Raw genomic sequence first — 16221 nt, 5'->3', positions numbered from 1 at the left:
ATCTAAGTTTTAATTTTTAAGCTGAGCTCTGTTGCAGGGGTAATTCTATCCAAAGGAGCAAATGGGAGAATGTTGGATGAGCAATGCGCCACTAAATAATGGACGTCGCAAGTTTCTAACTGCCACCACAGCCGTGGTCGGTGGTCTAGGAGCAGCAGCTGTGGCTGTACCCTTTATCAAATCTTGGAATCCAAGTGCTCGGGCTAAGTCCGCTGGCGCTCCAGTTGAATTCGATATAAGTAAGTTAGAAGAAGGGCAAATGGCCCGAGTAATTTGGCGTGGACAACCTGTTTGGGTTGTTAAGCGTGGACAAGCGACTTTAGAAGAGCTTGATCAACTTGCAGAGCAACTGCGTGATCCAGATTCAGTTGAGGAACAGCAACCAACTTACGCACAAAATATATATCGTTCCTTGAAGCCTGAAATCTTTATTGCAGTCGGTTTATGTACGCACTTAGGCTGTTCACCTACTTACCTTCCAAATAGTTTTGGTGAGCAAGTAAGTGGTGTGAAATCCGGTTTCTTCTGTCCATGTCACGGCTCTAAGTTTGATATGGCAGGGCGTGTATTCCAGGGTGTTCCAGCACCTTATAACCTCGCAGTACCGCCACATATGTATCTGAATGATAACTTAATTTTAATTGGCGAAGACCAAGGAGAGGCGTAATGGAGGCTTTACTCGGCTGGATTGAAAAACGCATCCCGGCGATGAATACTTACCGAAAGCATATGTCGGAGTATCCACAGCCTAAAAACTCAAATTTCTGGTATATCTTTGGCGCATTAGCCATGTTGGTATTGGTCAATCAGTTTGTGACTGGTATTTGGCTTACCATGAACTATGTACCATCAGCAGAAGGCGCATTCGCTTCTGTTGAATACATCATGCGTGATGTGGAGTACGGTTGGCTTCTTCGCTATATGCACTCAACTGGCGCATCCTTCTTCTTTATTGTTGTTTACCTGCATATGTATCGCGGATTAATTTACGGTTCTTATCAAAAGCCTCGTGAATTAGTATGGCTATTTGGTATGTTGCTGTTTGTTGTATTGATGGCCGAAGCCTTTATGGGGTATATGCTACCTTGGGGACAAATGTCTTACTGGGGTGCTCAGGTAATCATTGGTCTATTTGGGGCCATTCCTGTTATTGGTGATGACCTAACGCAATGGATTCGCGGTGATTACGTTATCTCTGGCGCGACACTAAACCGATTCTTTGCACTGCACGTTATCGCTCTACCTATCGTATTACTATTGCTTGTTGCTCTGCACATTTTGGCATTGCATGAAGTAGGCTCAAATAACCCAGATGGTATTGATACCAAACTGCCAAAAGGCTCGATGGGTGATGACTATGAGTCGGAATTTAAATTCCATGAAGATTACACTAAAAAATATGACATCATCGATTCGATGCCATTCCACCCTTACGGTACGGTAAAAGATCTGTTCTATGTGGGTGTATTCTTGTTGTTCTTTAGTTATGTACTCTTCTATGCGCCAGCAATGGGCGGCTTCTTCCTTGAGCCACCTAACTTTGAAGTGGCGAACCCACTGAAAACACCTGAGCATATTGCACCGGTTTGGTATTTCTCTCCAAACTACGCCATTTTGCGTGCCATTCCTGACAAGTTGATTGGTTTTGTCTTCTTTGGTGGTTCGATTGTAGTGTTGTTCTTACTGCCGTGGATTGACCGTTGTAATGTGCGTTCGTTCCGTTACAGAAGCAAGCTGCATTTGATTAACCTGATTCAGTTTACGATTTCGTTTATCGGTCTAGGTATACTTGGTGCGCTTCCTGCAACTGAGTTGTACACCAATCTATCTCGTTTGTTCAGTCTGGGTTACTTCATGTTCTTTGTGGTTTTGTTTATCTACAGTAAGAACGAGAAGACTAAGACACTACCGACAAGGATTACCAAATAATGAAAAAGTTATTTATATTGTTATTTGCGTTAGTGCCTGCTCTTGGATTTGCCGCGGGTGGAAACTTCGCTCTCGATAAAGCAAACAATGATATTCGTGATAAAGCGTCTTTGCAGCGTGGTGCTCAGACGTATATGAACTACTGTTTTGCTTGTCACTCTACTCAGTACCAACGATATGAACGTGTCGCTAATGATCTTGATATCCCATTGGATCTTATGCGTGACAATCTGATGTTTGATTCTGAAGCGGTGGTTGGTGACTTGATGGTCAACAACATGCCACCACAAGATGCCGCTAAATGGTTTGGCGTAGCGCCACCGGATCTAACCTTGACAGCTCGTGTACGTGGTACAGATTGGTTATACACTTACCTGCGATCTTTTTATGAAGATCCAAGCCGTCCATTTGGTGTTAACAACGTGATTTTCCCAAGCGTTGGTATGCCACATGTATTGCAGGAGTTGCAAGGTGTGCCTAAGCCGGTGTTTGAAACTCATTTAATTGGTGGTCAAGAGCAGCAGGTTGTAGTGGGTGTTAAAGCCGATGCAACCGGTGAGTTGAGCCAAAGTGAGTACGACGATACCGTGCGCGATTTGGTTAACTTCCTTGAGTATGCTGGTGATCCGGTACAAGTTGAGCGAGAAAACTTAGGTATCTGGGTGTTGTTGTTTGTAACACTGTTTACCTTAGTGAGCTATTTCTTGTACAAAGAGTATTGGCGTGATATTCACTAATTGTGATACCATCTAATGCTGATTTCTGAAATGGAGGCATGTTGCCTCCATTCTTCTATTTAAATTACCATACCGGAGGGCTCATGGCTGTAGCTGCCAATAAACGTTCTGTGATGACTCTATTCTCAAGTGCTACTGATATGGCTAGCCATCAGGTACGTATCGTCTTGGCTGAGAAAGGTGTCGCTGTTGAAGTTGAGCTAGTCGACGAAGCGAATCTGCCTGCTGAACTTGTAGAGTTGAACCCATACAAATCTGTTCCAACTTTAGTTGATCGTGAACTGACTCTTTATGATTCAAAGATCATCATGGAATACTTAGATGAGCGCTTCCCGCACCCACCTTTGATGCCTGTTTACCCTGTTGATCGCGGTAAAAATCGTCTGATGATGTACCGTATTCAACGTAACTGGTACAGCGTAGCTGAGAGAATCATCTCAACTACAGGTGAAGAGCAAGAGAAAGCTCGTCAAAAACTACGTAACGATCTGCTAATGCTTGGTCCTCTATTTGCTGAAAGCGAATACTTTATGAGCGAAGACTTTAGCTTGATTGATTGCTACCTAGCTCCGCTATTGTGGCGTTTACCTACTTTTGGTATTGAGCTAACAGGTCCTGGTTCAAAAGAACTTAAGATCTACATGAGCCGTGTATTTGAACGTGACTCGTTCCTAGCTTCTCTTACTGAAGCTGAACGTGAGATGCGTCTAGTTCGTTAATGGATATTTCAACCATGACTCCTCGCCGACCTTATTTGCTTCGTGCATTTTATGATTGGTTGGCTGAGAACGAACTAACACCGCATTTAGTCGTAGATGCAACTATGCCAGGTGTTCGCGTGCCGGAAGAGTATATCCAAGATGGTCAAATCATTTTGAATGTTGCTCCTCGCGCTGTAGGCAACATCGAAATTGGTAATGAAGCTCTGACGTTTAATGCTCGTTTTGGTGGTCGACCTCATTCGGTCATTGTTCCTATTTATGCCGTACAAGCAATTTATGCTCGTGAAAATGGCGCAGGTACAATGTTCGAGCCTGAGGAATCGTACGATAACCTCAATCTTGAGGAAGACAATCATCTAGCACCAGCAGATTCTTTTTCTATTGTTGAAGATCTATTGGATGATGTTGTTGATGAAAGCTCACCAGAGCCGAACGATGAACCGCCAAGACCTAAGGGACGCCCTAGTCTTCGAGTGGTAAAATAACTTAAGCTAAATAGTTCTTAAGCTAAACTGTTCTATTCTTAAGTTAGATAGTAAAAAAGGAGCCTTATGGCTCCTTTTTGTTTTTATACACTGAGATAAAATGAACAGATTAATCAGCAATAGGTTCTTCGACAATATCATTTGAACGGTCGATAAGAACATCGCCACCCATGACATTATCGTCTTCTACAGCATCAACCGTTGCAGTCTCTTCACTTAGTGCATCTTGAGTATTTGACGTTGTCTGATTTCCAACTGTATTAGTCTCAACAGCAGTATCTTCAATTGGTGCACTAACGTCAGCCGCCGCTACAGGTACGCTATTGGCTGGGTTGTCAGTCGTTACCGCGGGACTGGCTATTTCAAATCCACGAATGACTAACTTTACACTACCAACATTACGTGCGGTATTTGTCGCAATATCAGCGCTTTGCGGGCTCACATAGCCAAAAAGAAAGACTTCACGATTTTCTGTGACCACTTTAATGGATATGCCGTTCAGTTTTTTCTCACTGATTAAAGCTGATTTTACCTTGGTAGTAATCCAGCTATCTTGGCTCATTTGAGCAAAATCAATCGTTGGCTGAATACGAAGTTGGTTGTAAACCTTATTGACGCCAGGTATATCGGTGACACGCTTTTCTATGGCTTGATTTAGCTCAGCGGTTGGCGCTTGACCAATAAGAACCACTTTACCTCTATAGGAGTTAGCCGCGACGCGCACTTTTCCGGCAAAGGGCGGTTTATTACCTAAAGCTGCCGCCTCAAACTCGATATTATTATCATTCCAAATATCTCGTGTTGAGCGATTATCAGTGACAACCGATGAGTCACTGACAAACAGATTGGCACAGCCTGTCAGCATCAGAGATGCCAATAATGCTGTGACATATAACAAAAATTTCCGAGTGTACAACATGGATAGATATCCTCACTGGTGATCTATATTACTCAACGTGCTCCGGGAATAGTACCTGATCGATGAGATCACAGAGACAGTGCAGTGTCAGCATATGCACTTCATGAATACGCGCTGTTCTATTTGAGGGGATGCGTATTTCAACATCATGCTCGCCGAGTAAGCCGGCCATTTCGCCACCATCTTTACCGGTTAACGCGATAATAGTCATATCTCTTGTGACCGCCGCTTCCATAGCTTTAATAATATTTTTACTGTTACCACTGGTTGAAAGGGCGAGTAAAATATCACCTTGCTGACCTAATGCTCTCACTTGCTTTGAAAAGACTTCTTGGTAGTGATAGTCATTGGCTATCGCAGTTAGAGTCGTGATATCAGAGCTAAGAGTCATTGCTGGAAGACTGGGTCTTTCGGTTTCGAATCGATTTAATAAACTGGATGCAAACTGCTGAGAGTTTGCGTTAGAACCGCCATTACCACAGCACAGGATCTTCTTTCCATTTAATAATGTACTCACCATTGCCTGCGCAGCGTGCGTTATCGCATCAGGCAGTTCTTCAGCGGCGGCGATTTGAATTTGTATGCTTTCAGTAAAGCTCGCTTTTATGCTCTCGTGCATTTTTATCCTTCAACAATTGCGTTTTGTATCCATTCGACTTGCTCTGATTGACCACTTAGAGAGACGACATCAAATCGAAAATAGGTGTTATCGGGGGAATGGTTATTTTTCATTAGCCACAACATTGCAGTTTTTTTGAGTCTTGATTGCTTAGTCTTTGAGACTGCATCGACTCCACTGCCAAAGTATTGCTGCGTCCTGTATTTAACCTCAATAAAGACAAACTCTTGTTTATCTTGCATTATTAGGTCTATTTCACCGCATTTAGCGTGAAAGTTTTTCTCAATAAATACGAGGCCTTGCTTGGCGAGATATCGCTGAGCTATGGCCTCATATTTATATCCTATCGCCTGTTTATTTAACAGACTCATATTCTGCCCAGCTTAGTTGACGCTGAACGACACATCGGTCATCAATACTTAGAACGCCCGTTTGTCCTTTAATCGAATGACTTGGGCTGACTTTCATATTTGGCAGTGAATTTACCAGACTATAAGCATCCATACCTAATGCTCGTAATCGTTTTTGCTGGTTATTGGACTTAGTCCAGATACCTTGCATTTGATTATCTAGATCTTCATTAGGATCAACAAGCATTGGAATATCACTATAGATAACCCCTGAAAGATCTTGAGAGGCGCGTTTAACGCCAGTATTGCTTAGGGAGTTAGCGTACAGTTTTGGTGGTGTGGCTTCTGGGTTAATGGCAACATTGATGAATGGTTTGATTAGATTCAACTCTGCATCACCGGCCACGATGTAAACTGCATCGATATCTCGGCGAGAGCGTTCTTCTGACTCCATTTCCATACCCATCAGCTTATTCATCTGGGCAATGCGTTGCTGACTACCCTGTAGTCCAAACACACCATTCACAGCACGTTGTAATTGGTTTTTTGAACTAAAGTACGAAACCGCACTTTTTGTTTCATTGTTTTTCTTCCACTCAGTGGTGAAAGCAGCTGCTATACGCTTACCGTAATTGCCACGAGGAGCAATAATCAGAGGATACTTAGCGCCAGATTCAGCTAAGTGTCGCGCCGCTTCTTCCGCTTCTTGCTCTGGAGAAAGAGTGACATAACAGAAATCGCTGCCATCGAGAATGTCTTTAGGGAAATTCAAAGCCAGCATAGGGACTGGGCTTGAGCTTTGTTGCTCAGCATCTTGCAGTTTTTCGATGGTATTACGCATCAAAGGCCCAACAATAAAATCAACGTCTTGCTCTTCTAGTTGCTGCTGAATTTGCGGTACGTCATTTTTGTTACTATCAATCACAACGTATTCGGTTTCAGGAAGACGGCTTTCGTCTTGCATCATCGCAAACACAAAACCATCTTTGATTAAGTTAGCTTGTTTAGCAAATTTACCGCTTAAAGGTAAAATTAAAGCGGTCTTATTTGGCTGGATAATTTCTAGAGCCAAGATTTCTTTAATCTCTTTTGGCGTATATAACGCCGCTGGATGATGCACATTGCTATCTATCCAGTCCTGTAATGACTTTTGTAATTTTGGCAGATTATGTCTGTATGATTGGTTATATACCGCCAGCTCACGCCAGCCTAGAAGCTCATGCTCTGTTTCAGCAATTTGCATTGCTTTTAGCTCATCAACGGTAACACTGTTCATTAGTGCCCAGATTTGATCCACATTTTGCTGTTGTTGATCTTCTGATAAGAAATCTACTAGCATCACTTGTTCGCGGGCTGCTTTAAGTGGCTGATAGAGTGCTTGGTAGATATCAGAGCGGAGCTGGTAGTAATGCTGCCATTGAGATTTATCAAGACGCCATTCATTACGGAAGTTTAATTGTTTTATCGCATCGGTAGGCTGTTCATCGTTTAATAACAGCTGAGCGCGCGCGAGTTGCCATTCGGCTTGCTGACTTTCGCTCATGTTCTGTTGAGCTAATCGATGAATGATACGATTAGCTAATCCGCTGTTATTTTCTGTAACTGCAGCTTTTAAAGATAGAATGAGCCAATCTATTTGTTCTGAACCATCAGAAGCATCAGCTTTAATCAAATAGTACTCAGAGGTCTGAGTCGGTTGATTAAGTATGTTAGATTGCTGCGCAACTTCTGGATCAGAGGATGGGCTCGAACAAGCTGCAAGGAGCACAGACAATGCTATGGGAGTAAGAATGCGTGATACACTGTATCCAGATCGATTTTTTTGCGCCATGAGTTCTTTAATAATTGTGGATTAATTACTTCTATAATAATCCCTCAAGTGACGGTAAACAAATGACAGATAACAATTCTTTTGATTCTTCGCCTGCAATTCTCTATATCGTCCCAACTCCAATAGGAAATTTAGGCGATATTACGCTACGTGCGGTTGAAGTTTTAAGCAGTGTAGACCTTATTGCAGCTGAGGATACACGTCATACAGGACGGTTACTTTCCCATCTCAATGTATCAACTCGTACTTTTGCTTTGCATGATCATAATGAACAGCAAAAAGCTCAAGTTTTAGTCACAAAGCTTTTAGAAGGGCAGTCTATTGCCTTAGTTTCGGATGCTGGGACGCCTTTAATTAGTGATCCTGGCTACCATTTAGTCAATCAGTGCCGAAAAGCGGGTATTCAAGTTGTCCCTCTGCCGGGGGCTTGTGCTGTGATTGCCGCATTAAGTGCGTCAGGCCTGCCTTCTGATCGTTTTAGCTTTGAAGGTTTTCTTCCGCCAAAAAGCAAAGGTCGTAAAGACCGCTTTTTAGAATTAGCCTCAGTAGAGCGTACTTGTATTTTTTATGAGTCACCGCATCGAATCATGGATTCATTAGCCGATATGCTCGATGTGCTTGGTCCTGATCGCCAAGTGGTATTAGCTAGAGAGCTAACCAAGACCTTTGAAACCATTCAAGGTTTGCCTTTGGGTGAGCTTATCCCTTGGCTTGAAGAAGATTCAAACCGTATTCGCGGCGAGATGGTGCTGTTGGTTCATGGGCATCGTGAAGACAGCAGTGATGAACTGCCAGAAGAGGCGCGTCGCAGCTTAGCTATTTTAACTAAAGAGTTGCCACTGAAAAAAGCCGCAGCATTAACAGCTGAAATTTATAGCCTGAAAAAAAATGCGTTATATAAATGGGGATTGGAGCACTTAGATTAATCAATAAAGCTTATCGCTTTTATTTGATTAGACATCTGTAATCTTTGTCAGTACAATCCGCGACGGAGCTAACCAGATAGTCGCTGCTTCGTTGATGTCCTTAGGGAGACTGACGGAGGGGAGGAAAGTCCGGGCTTCATAGAGCAGGGTGCCAGGTAACGCCTGGGGGGCGCAAGCCCACGACAAGTGCAGCAGAGAGAAAACCGCCGATGGCTCCTATCTTGATAGTGAGCACAGGTAAGGGTGAAAGGGTGCGGTAAGAGCGCACCGTGCGTCTGGCAACAGTTCGTAGCAAGGTAAACTCCACCCGAAGCAAGACCAAATAGGCTCCCACATTGCGTTGCTCGCGTATGGGAGCGGGTAGGTTGCTTGAGCCAGTGAGCGATTGCTGGCCTAGACGAATGGCTATCACCGCGCAAGCGGATACAGAACCCGGCTTATAGGTATGCTCCAACTCTTAAAAAAACCTCGCTTCGGCGAGGTTTTTTGCTATCTGCTCAACATACTGCTCAACATAAAACCAATTCAATGTTTCTCATTAATAAACCATCTATTGGCTAGATTACTATTAATGGTGCAACTCTTTGCATTATTTAAGTAATAATTATGTGATTTTAGTTACTATCGCTGACTAAACCAGACTATTTAAGTACACTAAGCTCATAGTTCTCTAATTAACTCGAGCTTTTGCAATGAGCGAATCCTTTAAACACGTCTCCGTTTTGCTAAATGAATCAATTGATGGCCTAAATATCAAACCAAATGGTACTTATATTGATGGTACTTTTGGTCGAGGTGGTCATAGCCGTAACATATTGTCTAAATTAGGTGACAATGGTCGCTTATTTAGTATCGATAGAGACCCTCAAGCCATTGCTGAAGCTGCAAAAATTGATGATCCAAGATTCACGATTATTCATGGCCCATTCTCTGGAATCGAAGAGTACGCGATAGAACGCGGACTGGTTGGTCAGGTTGATGGTGTATTGCTTGATCTTGGCGTGTCATCTCCGCAGTTAGATGATGCTGAGCGTGGCTTTAGCTTTATGAAAGATGGCCCGCTTGATATGCGTATGGACCCAACATCTGGGATCCCTGTTTCGCAGTGGCTAAAAGATGCCGATGTTGAAGATATTACCTGGGTTATTCGTGAGTTTGGTGAAGACAAACACGCGTGGCGAATTGCGAAAGCCATCGTAGCCTACCGTGAGAATGAAGAGAACGAACCTTTATTGCGTACCGGTCAACTAGCGAAGCTTATTTCTGAGGCCGCGCCAAAAAGCTTTAAAGAGAAAAAGCATCCAGCAACTCGTTCATTTCAAGCATTCCGCATTTACATCAACAGTGAGCTTGATGAAATTGCAACCGCACTAAATGGTGCTAAAAATATTCTTGCAGCAGAAGGTCGTTTATCGGTTATTAGCTTCCACTCTTTAGAAGACCGTATGGTTAAACAATTTATACGTAAAGAGAGTCGTGGGCCGCAAGTTCCGCATGGTATTCCTATGACTGAAGATCAAATCCGTGCACTTGGTAGTGCGGCGATGAAAGCGATCAGTAAGGCAATTAAACCTTCTACTTCAGAACTCGATGTTAATATTCGAGCAAGAAGTTCAGTGCTAAGGATTGCGGAAAAACTATGAGTGAATCAGAGAAATTGATTCAGCCTAAAGTCCCAAGATTAGGGCTAATCATTGTACGCGATTTATTTACAGCAGGTCGCGTACCTCTATTTCTATTAATCACGGTGTTTTTTACCGCGATTACAGTGGTGTTAACCACGCATATGACGCGACAGGTTATCTCACAAAAAGATCAAGAGCTTGAGCAACGAGAGCAACTTGATGAAGAATGGCGCAACCTGATTCTTGAAGAAAATGCCCTTTCTGAACATAGTCGCGTGCAAAAAATAGCGACCTCTGATCTGGAAATGAAACGTCCAGATTCCGATAAAGAAGTCATAGTTAAATTGTAATGAAATTACCCAAGAAAAAACCGGCAAAGCCGACCAAAGCAACCAAGTCGACTAAAACAGCTAAGCCTGCCAAGAAGCGCACTGCTAAAAAAGCCGTTCCGATTAAAGTTGTTCCCGCCGACACTAGCATTATTGAATGGCGCTATAAAGTTGTTATCGCCTTCATACTTATTCTTTTAGGCGCATTACTTGTCAGGGTGGCTTACATCCAAGTCATTGAACCTGATTCATTGATTAAACAAGGTGATATGCGTTCTGTTCGTGTAAAGGCTCTGCCTTCTGCTCGCGGTATTATTTCCGATCGTAATGGTGAACAAATTGCGGTGAGTGTGCCTGTTGAAGCGGTATACGCTGATCCGAGAACCATTTTTGAAAAAGGGGATGCCCTACAAGATGTGACTCGTTGGCATGCACTTGCCGATGTCTTGCACCTTGATAGAGAAGCTTTAATTCATCAAATAGATAAAAATAAACATCGCCGTTTTATCTATATTCAGCGCCAAGTTAGTCCTGCAATGGCTAAATACATTAAAGAGCTAAAGCTCAAAGGTATCGGGCTGCGTGATGAATCTCGTCGTTACTATCCAACCGGTGAGGTCAGTGCTCATGTGGTGGGTGTGACGGGGATTGATAGTCACGGCTTAGAAGGTGTAGAAAAAAGTTATGACAAATGGCTATCAGGCCATGATGGTTCAAGAAAGGTTCGTAAAGATCGAGATGGGCGTGTAGTTGAAAACATTTCGATGACAAAAAGTGAGCAAGGAAGTCCGTTACAGCTCACTATCGATCAACGTTTGCAAGCCATCGCCTATAGAGCAATCAAGCAGGCGGTTGCTGATCATCGAGCAACATCAGGCAGTGTAGTGCTCATTGATGTTCAAACTGGTGGGATACTGGCAATGGTGAACTCGCCATCGTATAACCCGAATACTCGAGATCAGCTACAAACATTTAGAATGCGTAACCGCTCTATTACCGATGCATTAGAACCCGGCTCGTCAGTGAAACCTTTTGTGGTATTAGCTGCTTTAGATAATGGAACCGCGGATCTAAATACGATCATCGATACTGGTAACGGCATCATGCGTATTGGTGGTAGTCGCGTTCGAGACAGTGTCAAAATTGGTAAGGCTGATTTAAAAACCATTCTTAAAAAATCCAGTAACATTGGTGTGACTCACTTAGCGCTGGGTATGCCATTGGACTCGTTATTAGGGATGTATCAATCGGTTGGTTTTGGTTCAGCATCGGGTATTAACCTGGTGGGCGAAACCACGGGCTTATTCCCTAATCGACGTCGTTGGTCGAAGTTTGAAATTGCAACCTTAGCATTTGGTTATGGTTTGACGGTATCGCCATTACAACTGGCTCATGCCTACGCCACTCTTGGTAGTTATGGTAGTTTTAAACCTTTGCATATCGTCAAAGGCAGTAAACAGCTACCCGCCAAACAAATCGCCGATTCTAAGCATGTGCGAGAAGTATTAGAAATGCTCGAAGGTGTGACCCATAAAGGGGGCACGGCGACGAGAGCGGCAGTACCGGGATACCGAGTGGGTGCAAAAACCGGTACTTCAAGAAAAGCAAAAGCAGGTGGCTATAGTGATGAATACGTGACTATTACCGCCGGTGTCGCGCCAATTAGTAACCCAAGAGTTGCTTTGGTTGTCGTAGTGAATGAGCCGCAAGGTGATGATTACTATGGTGGTTCAGTTGCCGCGCCAGTCTTTTCTGTCGTACTCAAAGGGGCATTGCAGATCCTTAATGTGCCGCCTGATGCAAATACAAATTAAGAAGTAGTATGAATTTTCAATGCAACTTACAGTACTTAGTCGAGCCTTGGCTGAGTAATCTCAGTGATGATCTTGCCAGCATCAATATTGGCGATCTTGAGTTAGATAGCCGAAATATTGTCGCAGGTTCAACCTTTGTGGCAATTAAAGGGCACACTGTTGATGGACGCCGTTTTATCTCTAATGCGGTGACATCTGGTGCCACTCTGGTACTTGCAGAAAGTGACGTCAATCTCTGTCATGGCACTGTGGTGTGGATGGAGCAGACCCCGATATTGTATCTCGATAATCTTGGGGTAAATTTATCGGCACTTGCTCATCGTTTATATCATTTTGATGGGATGAACCTAATTGCGGTTACGGGGACCAATGGTAAGACAACCATTACCCAAATTATTGCTCAGTGGTTGGACAGTATCGGTAAGCGGGCCGCGGTAATGGGCACTACCGGAAATGGTTTTTTAGCCTCTTTAAAAGAAGCGAAAAACACCACTGGAAGCGCCATTGAAATATGTAAAACACTGGCGCAACTTAACGGATTAGGCGCTGATCTTACTGCTCTGGAAATTTCATCTCATGGTTTGGTTCAGCACAGAATTAAAGCATTGCAGTTTGATGCTGCTGTTTTTAGTAATTTGAGCCGTGATCATCTTGATTACCACGGTGATATGCAAACTTACGCTAACGCTAAATTAAGCTTATTTACCGAGCATGAATGTAAGCACAAAATTATCAATGTGGATGACGCTGTTGGTCAACAATGGCTAGCATCTGTACCTGATGCTATCGCGGTCTCTATGACGGAAAAACCGTCCACTGAACGCTATATGTACGCCTCTGATATTCACTACTCAGAGCAAGGTATTGATATTGCCTTTGATAGTTGTTGGGGCGCAGGAAGAATACAGACATCATTAATTGGTGAGTTCAATGCCAGTAATGTACTGCTTGCTTTCACGACGTTATTAAGTCTTGGCTTTGATATCAAACAGTTACAGCAGACATCAGTACAACTAAAACCTGTTATTGGTCGGATGGAACTTTTTCAAACTGCTGACAAAGCCAAAGTAGTGGTGGATTATGCTCATACTCCAGACGCACTAGAAAAAGCATTACGTGCATTACGTGTGCATTGCAAAGGCAAGCTGTGGGCTATTTTTGGTTGCGGTGGCGACAGAGATACGGGCAAGAGACCGATGATGGCTAAGATAGGTGAGACATTTGCTGATCATGTGATATTAGCAGATGATAACCCACGTAGCGAAAGCCCCTCAATAATCATCGAAGATATGCTAAAAGGCGTTTCAAATCAAAAGTCTGTCACTGTTTTACATGATAGATTCAATGCCTTGTCCTATGCTATTGAAAACGCAGCATCTAATGACATCATTTTGTTAGCAGGCAAAGGTCATGAGGACTATCAAATCTTAGGAGATAAGACCATTCATTATTCTGATCGCGAATCCGCTATGCAGTTATTGGAGCTAGGTAAATGATTCGTACTTTACTCTCCGAAATTGCCCTAGCCGTCAATGGACGTCTCGTTGGCGATGATGTTGCTATCGAATCAGTATCAACGGACAGCCGAAATATAGCCGCTCATGGATTATTTGTGGCACTAGTAGGGGACCGTTTTGATGCTCATGACTTTTGTGAACAAGCCCTTTCTCAAGGCGCTGTTGCACTTTTAGTTGAGCGCGAACTGCCTTTATCATTACCACAAGTGATTGTGACCGATAGTAAGTTAGCTTTAGGGCAACTTGGCGCGGCGAACCTTGCCAAAACGTCTATCCCAAAAGTCGCTATTACCGGAAGCTGCGGTAAAACCACCGTCAAAGAGATGTTAACTTCTATTTTATCATTGAGAGGGGAAACGCTGGCGACGGCGGGGAACTTTAACAATGATATCGGCGCTCCGTTAACCTTGCTTCGTGCCACATTACAACACGATTTTGCGGTTATCGAATTAGGCGCTAATCACGAAAAAGAAATTGAATATACCGTCAACTTAGTTAAGCCAGACATTGCCTTAGTAAATAACGTGGCAGCCGCGCATCTTGAAGGTTTTGGCTCTTTGCAAGGCGTAATGAAAGCCAAAGGTGAGATCTTTTCCACTTTAGATGAGAAAGGCTTAGCACTGTACAACCTTGATAGTCAGGGTGGCGAATTGTGGTTGCCATTATTACAAGATAAACGAGTACAAACCTTCTCTTTTGATAATGCTTTAGCCGATTATTACGCGACTAATATTCAAGTCAATCATCATGGTTTAGCTAAGTTTCATCTTCATTCTCCTTTTGGGATGGCTAAAGTACAGCTGAGTATTGTTGGTGAGCATAATGTTGCCAATGCCGTTGCAGCCGCTGCCATCGCATTAAATATGGGCAGCGCATTATCAACTGTGGTTGCAGGCCTTGAAGCTGTAGCCCAAATGAAAGGGCGAGTTGCAGTAGAGCGTTTGTCTGACACAATACAGCTCATCGATGATAGCTATAACGCGAGTGTGCCTGCGATGAAGGCTGCCGCTGATTTATTAAGTCACTTTGAAGGAAACCGCTGGCTTATTCTTGGCTTTATGGCTGAGCTAGGCAAAGAAAGCCTTGAACTTCATCGTCAAGTCGGTGAATATGCCGCAAAATTTAAGTTTGAGTATGTGCTGACTTACGGTGATGACACTAAGGTAATTAGTGATGTTGCTGGTGGTCATCACTTTGAAAATCATCAAAGCCTTTTAGACTTTGTTGAACAACACATCTCTAATCAACCCAACATTCAACACACCTTGCTTGTGAAAGGCGCTAACAGCGCACAAATGAGTAAAGTGGCCGCTGCTCTTAAGGAGAAATTTCAATGATTATCTGGCTAGCGGATTTACTACAGCCTCATTTTTCGTTTTTTCGTCTATTTGATTACCTATCTTTTCGCTCGATTTTAAGTGTGCTGACTGCCTTAGTGCTTTCACTATGGATGGGGCCGAAATTAATTCGTCGTCTACAACTATTACAAATTGGTCAAATTGTTCGTCATGACGGACCTGAATCTCACCTAAGTAAACATGGCACTCCTACTATGGGAGGCGTAATGATACTGGCGGCGATCACCATTACGGTTTTGTTATGGGCAGACTTATCTAACCCTTATATATGGGCGGTATTGTTTGTGCTGCTTGGCTATGGTGTGGTTGGCTTTGTGGATGACTACCGAAAAGTTGTGCGTAAAAATACCGATGGTTTGATTGCTCGCTGGAAGTACTTTTGGCAGTCAGCGATTGCTATCGTGGTCGCTTTTGCACTATACGCTCACGGTAAAGACACTACTGCAACTCAGTTAGTGGTTCCTTTCTTTAAAGACATCATGCCTCAACTAGGGCTGTTTTATATTGTTCTGACTTACTTTGTTATTGTCGGTACCAGTAACGCGGTGAACCTAACTGACGGCTTAGATGGCTTGGCAATCATGCCAACTATCCTTGTCGCATCAGGCTTTGCGATTATTGCTTATGCGACCGGTAACGTTAACTTTGCCCAATATTTGCATATTCCTTATGTGCCACAAAGCAGTGAGCTTGTTATTTTCTGTACGGCAATTGTCGGTGCTGGGTTAGGCTTCTTATGGTTTAACACTTATCCTGCGCAAGTCTTTATGGGTGATGTAGGTTCTCTGGCATTAGGTGGAGCGTTAGGCACCATTGCAGTTTTAGTGCGTCAAGAATTTGTATTGGTGATTATGGGTGGGGTATTTGTTATGGAAACCCTATCGGTAATTCTTCAGGTTGGTTCATACAAATTGCGCGGTCAACGAGTATTTCGTATGGCGCCAATACATCATCACTATGAGCTAAAAGGCTGGCCAGAGCCGCGTGTTATTGTACGTTTTTGGATTATTTCTATCGTACTTGTGCTTATTGGTCTTGCGACATTGAAGGTACGTTAATT

General features: G+C 43.3%; 16 protein-coding genes and 1 other RNA gene. 13 read left to right on the top strand and 4 right to left on the bottom strand.

The window, feature by feature from the left end:
- Positions 1-76 precede the first annotated feature (76 nt).
- The 5 genes from petA to sspB all read left to right on the top strand — a co-directional run bounded on the left by petA (position 77) and on the right by sspB (position 3873).
- Positions 77-667, top strand: a complete 591-nt coding sequence (gene petA, locus A9260_RS15625) for a ubiquinol-cytochrome c reductase iron-sulfur subunit (RefSeq protein ID WP_068700677.1) — start codon at positions 77-79, stop codon at positions 665-667.
- Complete coding sequence (locus tag A9260_RS15620; RefSeq protein WP_068700604.1) at positions 667-1929, top strand: cytochrome b; 1263 nt, start codon at positions 667-669, stop codon at positions 1927-1929. The genes petA and A9260_RS15620 overlap by 1 nt, the downstream gene beginning before the upstream one ends.
- Positions 1929-2666, top strand: a complete 738-nt coding sequence (locus A9260_RS15615; protein ID WP_068700602.1) for a cytochrome c1 — start codon at positions 1929-1931, stop codon at positions 2664-2666. The genes A9260_RS15620 and A9260_RS15615 overlap by 1 nt, the downstream gene beginning before the upstream one ends.
- A gap of 83 nt (positions 2667-2749) precedes the next feature.
- The gene (gene sspA / locus A9260_RS15610) at positions 2750-3385 is read left to right on the top strand and encodes a stringent starvation protein SspA (protein WP_068700600.1); all 636 of its coding nucleotides are present in this window, start codon (positions 2750-2752) and stop codon (positions 3383-3385) included.
- Complete coding sequence (gene sspB, locus A9260_RS15605) at positions 3385-3873, top strand: ClpXP protease specificity-enhancing factor (RefSeq protein WP_068700598.1); 489 nt, start codon at positions 3385-3387, stop codon at positions 3871-3873. Before sspA ends, sspB begins: the two co-directional genes overlap by 1 nt.
- 109 nt (positions 3874-3982) lie before the next feature.
- On the opposite strand, the gene A9260_RS15600 is transcribed toward sspB, so the two are convergent.
- The 4 genes from A9260_RS15600 to A9260_RS15585 are packed head-to-tail and all read right to left on the bottom strand — an operon-like array spanning position 3983 to position 7592.
- Complete coding sequence (locus A9260_RS15600; RefSeq protein WP_068700596.1) at positions 3983-4792, bottom strand: BON domain-containing protein; 810 nt, start codon at positions 4790-4792, stop codon at positions 3983-3985.
- 28 nt (positions 4793-4820) lie between these two features.
- Entirely contained in the window at positions 4821-5411 is a 591-nt protein-coding gene (locus A9260_RS15595) for a phosphoheptose isomerase (RefSeq protein ID WP_068700594.1), read from the bottom strand.
- A 2-nt stretch (positions 5412-5413) separates the two neighbouring features.
- Positions 5414-5782 (bottom strand): YraN family protein, encoded by a 369-nt coding sequence (locus tag A9260_RS15590; protein ID WP_068700591.1) that lies wholly within the window; start codon positions 5780-5782, stop codon positions 5414-5416.
- Complete coding sequence (locus A9260_RS15585) at positions 5766-7592, bottom strand: penicillin-binding protein activator (RefSeq protein WP_068700588.1); 1827 nt, start codon at positions 7590-7592, stop codon at positions 5766-5768. Before A9260_RS15585 ends, A9260_RS15590 begins: the two co-directional genes overlap by 17 nt.
- A 62-nt stretch (positions 7593-7654) precedes the next feature.
- Here A9260_RS15585 and rsmI point away from each other — a divergent pair, with 62 nt between their 5' ends.
- From rsmI to mraY, 8 genes are all read left to right on the top strand, one after another.
- Entirely contained in the window at positions 7655-8518 is an 864-nt protein-coding gene (gene rsmI / locus A9260_RS15580; RefSeq protein WP_068700586.1) for a 16S rRNA (cytidine(1402)-2'-O)-methyltransferase, read from the top strand.
- Between the two features lie 64 nt (positions 8519-8582).
- An RNA gene (rnpB, locus tag A9260_RS15575) (RNase P RNA component class A) lies at positions 8583-8974 on the top strand.
- A 236-nt stretch (positions 8975-9210) separates the two neighbouring features.
- The gene (gene rsmH / locus A9260_RS15570) at positions 9211-10161 is read left to right on the top strand and encodes a 16S rRNA (cytosine(1402)-N(4))-methyltransferase RsmH (protein ID WP_068700583.1); all 951 of its coding nucleotides are present in this window, start codon (positions 9211-9213) and stop codon (positions 10159-10161) included.
- Positions 10158-10493, top strand: a complete 336-nt coding sequence (gene ftsL, locus A9260_RS15565) for a cell division protein FtsL (RefSeq protein WP_068700581.1) — start codon at positions 10158-10160, stop codon at positions 10491-10493. Before rsmH ends, ftsL begins: the two co-directional genes overlap by 4 nt.
- Positions 10493-12286: a penicillin-binding transpeptidase domain-containing protein gene (locus A9260_RS15560; RefSeq protein WP_082957164.1), complete on the top strand. Its 1794-nt coding sequence runs from the start codon at positions 10493-10495 to the stop codon at positions 12284-12286. The genes ftsL and A9260_RS15560 overlap by 1 nt, the downstream gene beginning before the upstream one ends.
- 8 nt (positions 12287-12294) lie before the next feature.
- On the top strand, positions 12295-13782 hold the full coding sequence (gene murE, locus A9260_RS15555; RefSeq protein ID WP_068700578.1) for a UDP-N-acetylmuramoyl-L-alanyl-D-glutamate--2,6-diaminopimelate ligase: 1488 nt from the start codon (positions 12295-12297) through the stop codon (positions 13780-13782).
- Positions 13779-15140 carry a UDP-N-acetylmuramoyl-tripeptide--D-alanyl-D-alanine ligase gene (locus A9260_RS15550; protein WP_068700576.1) on the top strand — a complete coding sequence of 454 codons (1362 nt, stop codon included), beginning with the start codon at positions 13779-13781 and terminating at the stop codon, positions 15138-15140. Before murE ends, A9260_RS15550 begins: the two co-directional genes overlap by 4 nt.
- Positions 15137-16219: a phospho-N-acetylmuramoyl-pentapeptide-transferase gene (gene mraY, locus A9260_RS15545; RefSeq protein ID WP_068700574.1), complete on the top strand. Its 1083-nt coding sequence runs from the start codon at positions 15137-15139 to the stop codon at positions 16217-16219. Before A9260_RS15550 ends, mraY begins: the two co-directional genes overlap by 4 nt.
- The last annotated feature ends 2 nt before the right edge of the window (positions 16220-16221 follow it).

Origin of the sequence: Vibrio sp. UCD-FRSSP16_30, assembly GCF_001676025.1 — a bacterium.
Taxonomy (GTDB): Bacteria; Pseudomonadota; Gammaproteobacteria; order Enterobacterales; family Vibrionaceae; genus Vibrio.
Note: the sequence above shows the minus strand (reverse complement) of the source record. Positions and strands in the feature narration are given on the sequence as shown.